The following is a 12,197-nucleotide window of genomic DNA, read 5'->3' as shown; positions in this document are numbered from 1 at the left end:
CGACCGCTCAGATACGGTTGAGTAGTTTCGTCCCATCTGGGCGCAATTCGCCTTTTGGGGAAATGTGTCTGTAGAGCGTCTGCCGCGTGATGCCGAGTTCCTGACAGAGATCGCCGACCTTGGTTTCAGGCTGCCCCATCGCCGCCATCGCCAGCCGCAGCTTGGCGGCGGTCATCTTGAACGGCCGGCCGCCTTTTCGGCCGCGTGCCCGCGCCGATGCCAGACCGGCAATCGTGCGCTCGGCGATCAATTCGCGCTCGAACTCGGCCAGCGCAGCAAAAATGCCGAAGACCAGTTTGCCGGCGGCGGTTGTGGTGTCGATGGCCGCCCCGTGCCCGGTCAGCACCTTCAGGCCGATACCGCGCCCGGTCAGGTCGTGCACGGTATTGATTAGATGCCGCAGGTCGCGCCCGAGCCGATCCAGTTTCCACACGACCAGCGTATCTCCCGGCCGCAATGCCTTCAGGCAGGCCACCAAGCCGGGGCGGTCTTCGCGCTTGCCAGATGCCTGATCTTCGTAGAGATGCACCGGATCGACATCGGCGGCGATCAGCGCGTCGCGCTGCAAATCGGTTGCTTGGGAGCCGTCCGCCTTCGACACCCGCATGTAGCCAATCAGCATCTTGCACCTGTCACATATACGTTCGATTATGTGACAGTGTGCACCGGAAAGTTCTGGTCGTCAAAATTTGTCACTTAACCCGTCATTCTGTCTAAGACATGCAAAGGGTCCATCAGGCACGTAATGTGACAGGAATTCCGGGGGATGCCTTCCTTTGCGAAGGTGGCGCGCAACTGTTCCAGGGAAGCGGGGTCGCGCCGACCATAGGAAGCCAACGCGAACAGCGAGCGTGCCGTCTCGGGGTCGTGCCGCGCTTCAATGATGGCCTCATCGATGGCCTGGATTGCCCGTTGCCAGTGATCGACGGGTTCGGGCTTCGGCGTTTTCGCCGACAGGCCACTGGTGAAACCGGTTTGGGGTTCGGACCAGAACAGCTTTGCATGCTCGCCCGGCGGGCTTATATCCCTCACCTCAATCAAGCTGATTGCCGTTGCCGCCGCCTCCAGCATCTGCAACCGTACTGCCGGGTTCAGGGTTTCATACGGTCGCCACAGACTTTGCCCAGCACGCAGCGGATGCCCGCAGCCTTCCCAGACTTGGCGGAGATACCCCGCGCAGGTTCCGCACGTCGAAAGCGGGGTGTTCAGCTCATCGAGCAGCGTGCGTAGTAGCCGAAACCACAATCCAGCGTGGATGCGTCGGCGCGGCAGCTCCACATGGCCGGTCGTCAGTGCCTGCCAGGTGCGCCGGTCCATCACCGCAATCGCGTCGCTGGCGGTGCGCGGCGCAGTGTCGGCGTTCTCCCAGCCGAGAAACCGCCCAGGCACGCCCCAATAGGATTCCAGCCAGCAGCCATGCAGCGGGCAGCTCAGCATCAGGGGCAGCTTCCATGCAAGCAGTACGGCTTGGTTTGCCGGGTCGTTCAGACAGAGCGGGCAGGCGCGATGTATCGGCTGGCTGGGCAGCCAGGCACGCCAGCTCGTGATGGATCGCGTCCTACGGCGGAGTTTCGGCAGCAGCACCGAGAGCTGGAACGCATAGGTTTCCAATGCGTCTGGAATCTGATCATCAAGGCTGTCCAGTAGCCAAGGCACCCAGCCGGCGAAACTCATGCAACGCAGCCGGTCCGGCTCGATGCCGCTCCGCTGGGAGAGCATCGCCAGCAGCGCCAGTGGTGGCGCGGTGTCCAGGTCATCAACCTGGCCGTGACCAAGATCGTGCTCCAGCAGCTCGGACACCTCCATGTGATAGCAAAGGGCCACGCGGTTGAGCCACGAAGACAAGGCTTCGCCTTCCCTGGGAGCCGGATGCAGTGGCCAGTGTGGCGCTGGCTTCACATCAGTTCCCGCTCGAATTGCCGCCGCCGCTCGCTGGGACCGGTGTAATCGGCCATGCTGAGCGTGCGATGGTTGATCGCTTCCTCACCGCTCTCCACGGCAGCGACGGCCGCCGCCATCAACAGGTGCGCCAGCTCGCCGATGGTGCCCTCGCTGCGCGTGAGCAGGTAGCGGGCCATATCCAGCGTGGCAATCGACGAGGGTCGCCGCAGCGGGAGCGAAGCCGCGAAGCTGGCCAGCAGTGAGCAGCAATCGTCGTTGGCCTCCCACACCGGCAGCATCATCGGCTCGAAGCGGTTTTCCAACTGGTCGTCCGAGCGGATCGCCAAGTAGGCATCGCGTGTGCCGACCCCGACCAGCGGGATGCGCAGCTCGTTGCCGAGGAAACGCAGCAGGTTGAGGAATTCCCGGCGGTTGACGCTGTTGCCGGCCAGGACGTTGTGCAATTCGTCGATCACCAGCATGCGCACGCCGACCTTGCGTAGCAGTGCCAGCGCCAATTGCTCCATTTCCGGCAGCCGTGGGCGCGGGCGCAATGGCGCGCCCATCGCGGCAAGTAGCGCGACGTAGAAGCGGATTACCGACGGTTCGGATGGCATCTGCACGACCAGTACCGGAATGTGCTCCTGGTCGGCGTCGGAGCTGGCCGGGTGGGTGCGGCGGAATTTCTCGACGATCATCGACTTGCCGTTGTTGGTTGGACCGACCAACAGCAGGTTGGGCATGCGTTGTTTGTTCGGCCACGCATACAGGGCTTCCAGCCGATTCAGCGCCTCGACTGCTCGCGGATAGCCGATCCAGCGGTCAGCGCGAAGGCGATGGATGCGTTCGTCCGCCGGAAGACGGGCCAAGCCCTGGGCCACCGGCATCAGGTGGGACAAGTCGATGATGGGATATTCTTCCACGGCTACCACTCCTCAATCTGGTCGAACGGTTTGGCAGGTGGCTGGTTGTCTGCCTGCGGGTCAGCCATGTCCGCGTCCGGTGGTGGCGTGGTTTTGAAAAGAACTGCCGTTGCCTTGAGATGCTGGCGTCGATCCGCGTCGCGCCGCGCCTTGCGCGTAGCTTTCTGCGCGGTGGACACGATTTCGCGCATCTGGCCGATCATGCGAAACAGCGCCGACTCATCCACCTGTTCGCGCCCTTGCTGCCGCAATTTCGCCAGCGCCTGTCGTTGTTCCCAGAGGGTGACAGCCGGGTGCGACAAGGTGCGGTATGGAATTTCCAGATAGTGCTGCCCCTCCGGCTCCAGCACCCAAATGCGGCTGATGTCGCGCGGGTCGCGCCGGATCAGGAACGCAGGCAAGCGGTCGCGCCGAGCTATCCACGGCTTGAGCGCATCGGCGTAGTAATGGATGTGGTCGATGACGAAGCCGGTGCGGGTCAGCGTGCGGCGGATGATGGGCAGAAAATCGACCAGAAAAGCCGTGGTGCGAGTGATGACGGTTGGCACGCCGGTCCGCGCGATAGCTTCGGCCCAGCGCGCTGCCGGCGGCTGGAGCAGGCCGTTGTGCACGGAGCCGTGGTAGGTGCCGACCGCCAATGTGAGCCAGCGCTCCAGCTCACGCAGCGTCAGGGCGGCCTTGTTTTCGGAATCGTAGTCGCCGCGCTGGTCAGGGTTGGAGAAGGTCGTCCCTGGCAATTCGTCGTGGATCATCTGCATCGCCGTGCCGATGATCCGTTCCACGATGCCGCCGTAGTGCGGCTGCCCGAGCGGGCGATAGTCAAGCCGGATGCCATGCTGCTCGCAGCCTCGGCGTAGCGCTTCGCTCTTGAACTCGGCCGCGTTGTCCAGGTAGAGCAGCCTGGGCTTGCCGCTCATCGGCCACTCCATTTCTATGTTCAGACCCTCCAGCCAGGGACGCTTGTCGCAGGCGACATGCACAAGGCACAGGCCGACCGAAACAGATGACGGCGCTTCCAGCGTGACGACCATGCCGAGCACGCAGCGGGTAAACACGTCGATGGCGATGGTCAGATACGGACGGCCAATCGGTTGCCGGTCGCGCTCGTCCACCACGATCAGGTCGATGACCGTGTGATCAATCTGCACTTGTTCCAGTGGCGCGGTCACGGCGGGAGGCTCACCACCGACACCTTGCAGGCTGCGGGACGCATCCTGACCTTCCCGGCGGCGAGTGGCCTTGAGCGGATCGAGGCCGGCGATCCGCAGAGCCACGGTGTTGCGCGCCGGCGCCCGCAGCTTTTGCGCTTTGCAAGCCTGCGCGACCTCGCGGTGGAACGCTGCCAGGCTACGCTTCTGCTTGGTCAGGAAGCGCTTTTGCAGCAACTCGCGGATGATGCGCTCAACTGATTCCGGCAAGCGTCCCTTGCCTTTTCCGCCGCCGGATCGGCTGCGAGCCAGGTCCGTCACAAGCCCAGCACCTTGCCGGGCACGGCGGATTAGGACATACACCTGCCGCCTGGACAGGCCAAGCGCGTGAGCAGCGGCATCGGCGGCTTCATGCCCGACCACATCAAGCGCTGCCAGCGGCCCGATGATTTCCGCCCGTTGCCGGGCCTGCGCCCAAGCCGCATCGGGCAGGGTGGCCACGCCTTGCTCGGCAATCAATGATGTGTCTGACGCCATGCTCACACCTCGCTTTGGTGCACACGAGTATTGAGCATAGTCGAGATTGGTGCAGATGACTTCTGATATTGCGTTGTCAGGAGTCGCCTGCACATCTGGCGTTACGCCCCGTCAATTGGTGCAGTCGTCTTCTGAAAATGACAAAAGTGTGCACCTTAACCTGTTCAGAAAACTACCGTTTTCTGGACGCGGGTGCTTATCAAGTGGCAACCCATCCCGTCCATGTCGAGGGTAGGCGATCATGGATACTCAGCCATTGCCCGAGTTGGGGATCAATCCAGTTGATGACTGTCACGCCGACAGCGTGCTGATCGAGCAGCGTTGGTGTCAGCCACAACAATGGCTCGTGATGAAAGACACGGTTTCGTAGGTCACGAATCTGGTTCAGTGCTGCCGAGATGTTATGCCGTTGCCGTTGTGGTTTCGGGCAACGAGTAAACACAAGGCGAAGGTCTTTCCAGAGGGCCGTCTGAAACTGCGTATTAAAAAGCGAACTCCAGAAGCCGAAAGTCAACTCTGCCAGCACCTTGTCTGGGGTCTGTGCTTCATGCCTTCGGGCCAGTTTCGCTTTGGCGTTGACTACTTCCTTGTTCTGCCATCTAAAGGCCGGATCACCCACCCAGGACTCCCACCAATCTGTCCGGCCATAGAGCCTGCTCAGGCGGGCATGGATGCCGTTTCGCAAGGCGATTTCCAAGACATTGAGTAGCGGCACCATCGCTTCAGACAGCAGGACGTTGCTGGAATAGTCAGTCGCCGCCCTGGCGACATCGCCACCTCTTTCAGCCCGATAGCGCCCCAGTCGGGCAGGGGAAAAGTGTTTCTCTAGGTCGTTCCAGTTCATTCTTCGTCACTTTGACTCATCGCGCAGTGCTGCTATACTGTTTGTGCAGCCCTAGGCTCAGCCCTCTCCCAGCCACCATACTGGTGATGACACTAGGTTCGTTCTGGCCCTGTTTGTGCAGGGCTACCCCAATTCCTCGACAGACCCGCCTACTGGCGGGTCTGTCGTTTCTGGTCCATCCCCAGCAAAGCCAGCTAGATAGCTAGTTATCATAGCAGCGCCGTCAGGTACGGTAGCGCCTGCGCCGCAAGCACGCCACCTGCCGCGTTTTCCAACACGGCTTTGATGCTCCCTGCGGTCGCCTTGATGATGGCCCACTTGGGCTTCGGCGATGCAGCCTGAGCCTGCAATGTTGCCAGCTCTGCCTGCAATTCATCGCGCACCTCGGCTTCGATGCGTCCCTGCTGGATAGCATCGCGCAGCAGCTCAATCAAGGCTGACAGCGCAGCCATGTCACCACCTGTTTGAGTCTGGGTCTGGTTAGAGCTATTCGATCCGATCTGGATTTGGGAGCCGCTTACGTCTCCGAAGTGGTAATGCTGCTGCACAGTCTGCTTCTCCTGCTGAGTGAACGTCATGCCTTCCCCGAGCACGCCTTTGGCCTCCAGATCAAGCGCCCATTCGAGCACCCGACTCCGCACCTTCTCGATGACACCCTGCACCTGGACGGTGGAAAACCTAAGCGCCGGGCGCATCGTCACACCGTTCGCCTCGCGCATCATTTGCATCAGCGTGTGCTCGATGTTGACCGGAAAGTGGCTGTAAATTCCGGTTGTGCTCTGAGCAAGCTGCATCAGCTCCGGCACCGACTGTCGTACAGCGAAGTCCGACAGCAGCTCGGCCATGTCTGGCGGCGCAAAAAACGGGATCGGGCCATGAATCGGGTTCTCGGCCATCAACTGCCCCTGTACCCGACGATAGTCCGGCACTTCCCCTGAGTAGTAGCCGTTCAGTTCGCTGCTGATCCAATCGACCAGCTCAGGCACGGCCAGACGCCGCGCAACAACCAGCGCCCGGCGTAACAAATCGCTGGGCGAGACTGAGGCATCAATTGCCGCATTTACCAGTTCCGGGACAAGAGTGGGCATCCTTCCTCCAAATTCTATCTATATGGCTAGATCGTTATATTCCGTTATTTTGGGAGTGGCTGCACCGTTTGATGAACACTCTTTTAGCGGCTAAAGAAAAGGGCGGCCAACAAGCCACCCTTTTGATCGCTGCATGCATCTCAAAAAATGCCCACAAATTCGGCGCAAGCTTGTTGCTCTCTTGGTCACCGGGATCGACACCCTTTCACCAGCGAGAGCTAGAAAAACCAGCTGCCTCAGCATACGGAGTATTGCCCGTACTCCCTCCAGCGAAAGATTCCATCACTCGGGCTACTTCTCGTTCAGTTTGAACGCCAGGCGTATAAGCAGATCGGTGCACAAAAGCGGCCACTTCCGTAGTGGCGTCCCGTTTGAGGCCATCAAACCAATCTCGGGCCATGATATTGGGGCATTTGCCAATCAGTGGCTCAATCAGCAAGCCATCCGCCACGGCTTGCCGCTCCCCAGCGGTAAGGTATCTACCGAGGGCGTGCAAGCGTTGATGAATCGCGACGAGGGGGTCTTCGGCTGGTAGATAGATCACCCTACCTGTAGGCGGCTCGCCTACTTCAAGCAGATCAGGGCCGCCGGCAACCATATTGGGTGAAACATAATCAATTGGCGGCGGCGAATCAGTGAACGCCGCCATCAAGTCAAGGACCATCTCAAGCCCTCACGTCGCCGGGGCGATCGGCCTGAATGCCAGACGCTTTACGCGCTTCGATCCACTCTTCGACCTCCGATAAATCCCACGCCACGTTCCTGCATGTAAGCGCAATACGGCGAGGAAACTGGCCGCGCTGTTCAAGGTTGTAGATCGTTCGCGTCGAGAGCGGAATGATCTCCAGAAGCTTTTTTCTGTTGATGAGTACTTTGCAAGTTGCAGCCTGCATGGCCCTAGCTCCAATTACTAACGAGTGCCTTATGGTGCCTAGCAATTCAACTTGACTACGCGCAATTGTTGTCCAAAATGATTGACATGATAAAAATACAGCCCATCGTCATCTGGGAAAACTGCGACCCTTCCGTAGCAGATGCCATTCGCGATTTTGAGGAGCGATGGCAGCCATACTCTGTAGCCAAAGGAAGGCACTCCATCACCCGACTAATTCGGGATATCATCGACCCTGCCGTGAACACCTTCGTAGCAACCCTCCCAGCACGATATTCAGGCCATATTCCAGGCGCAGGGACAGGGGTCGGCCTCAGCGAGATCATTCAACTGGTGGGCCTTGAGGCGATGATTCGCCTGCAGCGTCAGTTACTACGCCAGTTCATCAAAACTGAAGACAGGCAGACCCCTAGAGACCTACGTTTTGTCGCGACCTTGGAGTCTTTAATCGGATTGATATGGGACTGCGCCTGCAAACGCCCCAAAAGATCGACCGCACAAACGGGCGTCAACTTAAATGAACAACGCAAGCACAGCTTTTGTGAGCTATGCGGAGAACTGACAGAATTCGCAGCCTTCATGGAGACAGTATCTGGTGACCAGATCAATGATGTGGAGCTGGAAAATCATAAAAAACTCGAACTAAGCCACAGGTACTGCACAGCGCATCGACCCAGGCTTGCAAATGGGGAGTGGAATGCGACATATCGGAAAGCGAAACGCTCGTTCGCGTGGCTCAAATCGGGCTATGCTGGTTGGCCGCACCAGCTCCGCAGGGTTCTCAACCTTCTGCCCACGCTCGATTGCCCAGCGGAAGACCTGAAGCACAATTTTACGCACATGAACGGCGGTGGCCGGTGCCCCTCGCTCGACGATGGCATCAGTCAGCGCACGCAAGTCCTCATGGGTGATCTCCACCAACTTCTGATTGCTGAATTTAGGCTTCAGCTCGCGTTCATAGACCGAACGGCGCATATCGCGTGTGGAGTCGGCCATCTGGTAACCGCGCAGCCACTTCTCCGCCCAGGCACCAAACGTCTCCGCATCTTTCACCCGCGCCTTGTCGCGGGCCTTCTCCTTGGCCGGTGACTTGCCCGCCGCAACCATCTTCTTGGCGTCACCCAACTGTTCTCGGGCTTCTGCCAAGGTGATGCCACCGACGCCGTAACGACCAAAGGTGATGGTTTCCTGCCGTCCGTTGATTGAGTAGTTGTAACGGAACGAGATGGAGCCGGCTGGAGTCACGGCCACATAGAGACCTTCTCGGTCATTCACCTTGTAGAGCTTGTCCCTGGGCTTGAGATTTCGCAGCTTGGTATCGGCATCAATCATGGCATCATCAACGGATAGTACCAGCTTTAATGCCATGCTCAAATGGTGCTTGGCGCTTCCTTCAGTTGCCAGACCATGCCAGACGAAATCACAAAAAAGCCCGCAATTACGCGGGCTTAGCAGCTTTTTACGCCATCAGATGCCTGGCTATGCCAGACGTGGAATCATTCCCACTCAATCGTTGCAGGAGGTTTGCTCGACACATCGTAGACAACCCGGTTGATTCCCTTGACCTCATTGATGATGCGAGAAGACACTTTTGCCAGGAGATCGTACGGTAACGGTGCCCAGCCTGCAGTCATAAAGTCAGACGTCTGAACCGCACGCAGGGCAACCACATACTCGTAGGTACGTCCGTCACCCATCACCCCGACCGACTTGACGGGCAGAAACACCGCAAATGCCTGTGAAGTCAGGTCGTACCAGCTCTTGCCAGTTTTTTCATCGAAAGTCATTCTGAGTTCATCAATGAAAATCGCATCCGCCTGACGCAGCCAGTCTGCAAATTCCTTGTTCACAGCACCCAGGATTCGCACACCGAGCCCTGGACCTGGAAACGGATGGCGATACACCATTGATGGCGGCAATCCCAGAGCAATCCCGAGTTTGCGAACTTCGTCCTTGAACAGTTCGCGCAACGGCTCCAGCAGTTTGAGGTTCAAGGTATCAGGCAGTCCACCCACATTGTGATGTGACTTGATGGCCACGGCCTTGCCAGTCTTGGCACCCGCAGATTCAATCACATCCGGATAGATCGTGCCCTGGGCCAGCCAGCGCGCATCCTGAATCTTCGCAGATTCCGCCTGAAAAACCTCTACGAACTCCCGACCGATGATCTTGCGCTTGGCTTCGGGATCCGTCACACCATCGAGTTTGGACATGAACTGCTCGGTCGCATCGACGTGAATGACATTCACGCCCATGTGCTCGGCAAACGTGCTCATGACCTGCTGCGCTTCGTTCAGTCTGAGCAAACCATGATCAACAAAGACACAAGTGAGCTGATCACCAATCGCCTTGTGAATCAGTGCTGCCGCCACAGACGAATCAACACCACCTGAGAGGCCCAGAATGACATGGTCCTGACCCACCTGTTCACGGATTCTGGTGATAGCCTCTTGTACATAATCCGGCATGTTCCAGTCACCGTGACATCCGCAGATTTCACGAACGAAACGAGTCAGGATATGCTGCCCCTTGAGCGTATGAGTGACTTCCGGATGAAACTGCACACCATAGAAACCGCGTTTCTCATCTGCCATACCCGCAATCGGACACGAAGCGGTCGATGCCATCAGCTTGAAACCGTCCGGCAGGCGGGTAACCTGATCACCATGACTCATCCAGACCTTCAGAATGCCATGACCGTCAGCCGTCTTGAAATCATCGATATCACGCAACAGATGGGTATGGCCCCTGGCACGCACTTCGGCGTAACCGAACTCACGATGGTCGGCATGACTGACTTCGCCACCGAGTTGTTGTGCCATTGCCTGCATTCCGTAACAGATACCCAGCACAGGCACGCCTTGCTCGAAGACCGCATGCGGTACTTTCAGGGCTTGCGGATCGTAAGCCGAGAGGTGACTTCCCGACAGGATAATGCCCTTCAAACCAAGCGTCTTCTGCTCTTGCAGAAACTCGGTTGACACATCCCCGGGATGCAGCTCACAGTAAACACCTGCCTCGCGAACACGGCGGGCAATCAATTGTGTGACCTGGGAGCCATAATCCAGGATCAGAATTCGTTCATGCATAGGTATAAGGACCTGTCGTGGAATATCAAAAAATGAGCTTATAGCCAGTAAACTGCCATCGTGCGATGCGTGCGATGCGTTCACTACACCAACACGGCACCATCGCCGGGTCATCAATCTGTCATGACACAGGGCGATCAACCCGACCCGAGACGACTTGTCTGCGGTATCAATTGATCGCCCTGCCCGGTTGACCGTCTGGCAACTTACACTAAACAAACTTGCATCGTGCCTGCCAAGTCAGTCAGCGCGGTAGTTAGGTGCTTCTTTGGTGATTTGTACATCGTGAACGTGAGATTCACGCACACCGGCTGCCGTGATCTGGACAAACTCGGGTTTGGTACGCATTTCTTCAATCGTCGCACAACCGCAGTAACCCATGGAAGCGCGCAGGCCACCCACCAGTTGGTAGATAATTGCCAATACGCTACCCTTGTAAGCCACGCGCCCTTCAATACCTTCGGGCACGTACTTGTCAGCGTTGTTCGAAGGGTCCTGGAAATAACGATCAGCCGAGCCATCTGCCATGGCACCGAGACTACCCATTCCTCGATACGACTTGTAGGAACGCCCCTGAAACAGCACTACTTCACCGGGTGCCTCTTCTGTGCCAGCAAACATGCTGCCCATCATGACTGAGGAGGCACCTGCAGCGATTGCCTTGGAAATGTCACCAGAAAACCGCACACCCCCATCCGCCACCAGCGGCACGCCAGTGCCCTTGAGTGCATCAGACACATCTGAAATTGCAGTGATCTGGGGCACGCCCACACCCGCCACAATTCGGGTGGTACAAATCGATCCGGGACCGATACCGACCTTGACGCCATCAGCACCCGCCTCGAGCAGATCTCTGGCGGCCTGAGCTGTGGCAATGTTGCCACCAATCACATCCACCTTGCTGTAGTGCTGCTTGATCCACCGCACCCGCTCGATCACACCGGCAGAATGCCCGTGCGCAGTGTCCACAATCAGCAGGTCAACACCAGCATTGACCAGTTTCTCGACGCGTTCCTCGGTACCAGGACCAACACCGACTGCCGCACCAACGCGCAACTGCCCGAAACTGTCTTTGCAGGCCATCGGGTGTTCGGTGTTCTTGACGATATCCTTGACGGTTGCAAGGCCTCTCAGCTCAAACGCATCATTAACTATCAGCACACGTTCTAGACGGTGGCGATGCATCAGTGTCTGGGCTTTTTCGAGGGTTGCACCCTCTTTCATGACGACCAGTTTCTCCTGGGGGGTCATGATATTGCGCAGTGGTTCGTCCTGACGGTCTTCAAACCGCAGGTCGCGATTGGTCACGATACCAACCACTTTGCCACCTTCAACCACCGGCAATCCGGAGATACCGTGCTGGCGCTGCAGCGCGATGGCATCTCGCACGCGCATGGTCGGTGTAACCGTGACCGGATCGATCACGATACCGAATTCATGCCGCTTGACCCTGGCCACTTCACGTGCCTGTTCATCGGCATCAAGGTTCTTGTGGATGATCCCGATACCACCTTCCTGGGCCATGGCAATCGCCAGACGCGATTCAGTCACCGTGTCCATGGCGGCAGACACCAGAGGAATATTCAGGGAAATGTTTTTAGTCAGCTGAGTCGTAAGACTGGTGTCGCGGGGAAGAACCTGCGAATACGCAGGTACCAGCAACACATCATCAAACGTAAGCGCAGTTTGAGTCAGACGCATATAAAGCTCCGGGCGCAAAGCAAGATTATACGCGAGCAAACGTGACTGTGCATCCCATGCTCAGGCCAACAGCATGGGTAAACCCTGAAACAAC

Annotated in this window: 8 protein-coding genes and 2 pseudogenes; all 10 read right to left on the bottom strand. The window is 58.1% G+C overall.

The annotated features are described in order from the left end of the window. Positions 1–7: 7 nt before the first annotated feature. On the bottom strand, positions 8–622 hold the full coding sequence (locus tag DBV39_RS03575; protein WP_003119931.1) for a recombinase family protein: 615 nt from the start codon (positions 620–622) through the stop codon (positions 8–10). Positions 623–682: 60 nt separating this feature from the next. Continuing rightward, positions 683–1,899 (bottom strand): annotated as a pseudogene (locus tag DBV39_RS03570) (TniQ family protein). Next, positions 1,896–2,804, bottom strand: coding sequence for a TniB family NTP-binding protein (locus DBV39_RS03565; RefSeq protein ID WP_000393453.1), 909 nt, complete (start codon positions 2,802–2,804; stop codon positions 1,896–1,898). Before DBV39_RS03565 ends, DBV39_RS03570 begins: the two are co-directional and overlap by 4 nt. A gap of 2 nt (positions 2,805–2,806) precedes the next feature. Next, positions 2,807–4,489, bottom strand: a complete 1,683-nt coding sequence (locus DBV39_RS03560) for a Mu transposase C-terminal domain-containing protein (protein ID WP_010791757.1) — start codon at positions 4,487–4,489, stop codon at positions 2,807–2,809. Between the two features lie 199 nt (positions 4,490–4,688). After that, a complete protein-coding gene (locus DBV39_RS03555; RefSeq protein WP_108620382.1) occupies positions 4,689–5,333 on the bottom strand; it encodes a hypothetical protein in 645 nt (214 codons plus the stop codon). 209 nt (positions 5,334–5,542) lie between these two features. Then, the gene (locus DBV39_RS03550; RefSeq protein ID WP_159078774.1) at positions 5,543–6,421 is read right to left on the bottom strand and encodes an AbiTii domain-containing protein; all 879 of its coding nucleotides are present in this window, start codon (positions 6,419–6,421) and stop codon (positions 5,543–5,545) included. A 665-nt stretch (positions 6,422–7,086) separates the two neighbouring features. Continuing rightward, entirely contained in the window at positions 7,087–7,314 is a 228-nt protein-coding gene (locus DBV39_RS03540) for a helix-turn-helix transcriptional regulator (protein ID WP_108620381.1), read from the bottom strand. Between the two features lie 719 nt (positions 7,315–8,033). Beyond that, positions 8,034–8,642 (bottom strand): annotated as a pseudogene (locus DBV39_RS03535) (tyrosine-type recombinase/integrase); the annotation flags it as partial. 167 nt (positions 8,643–8,809) lie between these two features. Further along, positions 8,810–10,402: a glutamine-hydrolyzing GMP synthase gene (guaA, locus tag DBV39_RS03530; protein ID WP_108620380.1), complete on the bottom strand. Its 1,593-nt coding sequence runs from the start codon at positions 10,400–10,402 to the stop codon at positions 8,810–8,812. Positions 10,403–10,642: 240 nt separating this feature from the next. After that, entirely contained in the window at positions 10,643–12,103 is a 1,461-nt protein-coding gene (gene guaB, locus DBV39_RS03525) for an IMP dehydrogenase (protein WP_108620379.1), read from the bottom strand. Positions 12,104–12,197: the final 94 nt, after the last annotated feature.

It is taken from the genome of Orrella marina (genome assembly GCF_003058465.1).
Classification (GTDB): domain Bacteria; phylum Pseudomonadota; class Gammaproteobacteria; order Burkholderiales; family Burkholderiaceae_B; genus Algicoccus; species Algicoccus marinus.
This window is presented reverse-complemented; position numbering and strand designations above follow the sequence as displayed.

Bases quoted from the DNA above. Each gene is read 5' to 3' on its own strand.
- DBV39_RS03575 (WP_003119931.1), bottom strand. From the start codon at position 622: ATGCTGATTGGCTACATGCGGGTGTCGAAGGCGGACGGCTCCCAAGCA.
- DBV39_RS03560 (WP_010791757.1), bottom strand. From the start codon at position 4,489: ATGGCGTCAGACACATCATTGATTGCCGAGCAAGGCGTGGCCACCCTG.
- DBV39_RS03555 (WP_108620382.1), bottom strand. From the start codon at position 5,333: ATGAACTGGAACGACCTAGAGAAACACTTTTCCCCTGCCCGACTGGGG.
- DBV39_RS03550 (WP_159078774.1), bottom strand. From the start codon at position 6,421: ATGCCCACTCTTGTCCCGGAACTGGTAAATGCGGCAATTGATGCCTCA.
- DBV39_RS03540 (WP_108620381.1), bottom strand. From the start codon at position 7,314: ATGCAGGCTGCAACTTGCAAAGTACTCATCAACAGAAAAAAGCTTCTG.
- guaA (WP_108620380.1), bottom strand. From the start codon at position 10,402: ATGCATGAACGAATTCTGATCCTGGATTATGGCTCCCAGGTCACACAA.
- guaB (WP_108620379.1), bottom strand. From the start codon at position 12,103: ATGCGTCTGACTCAAACTGCGCTTACGTTTGATGATGTGTTGCTGGTA.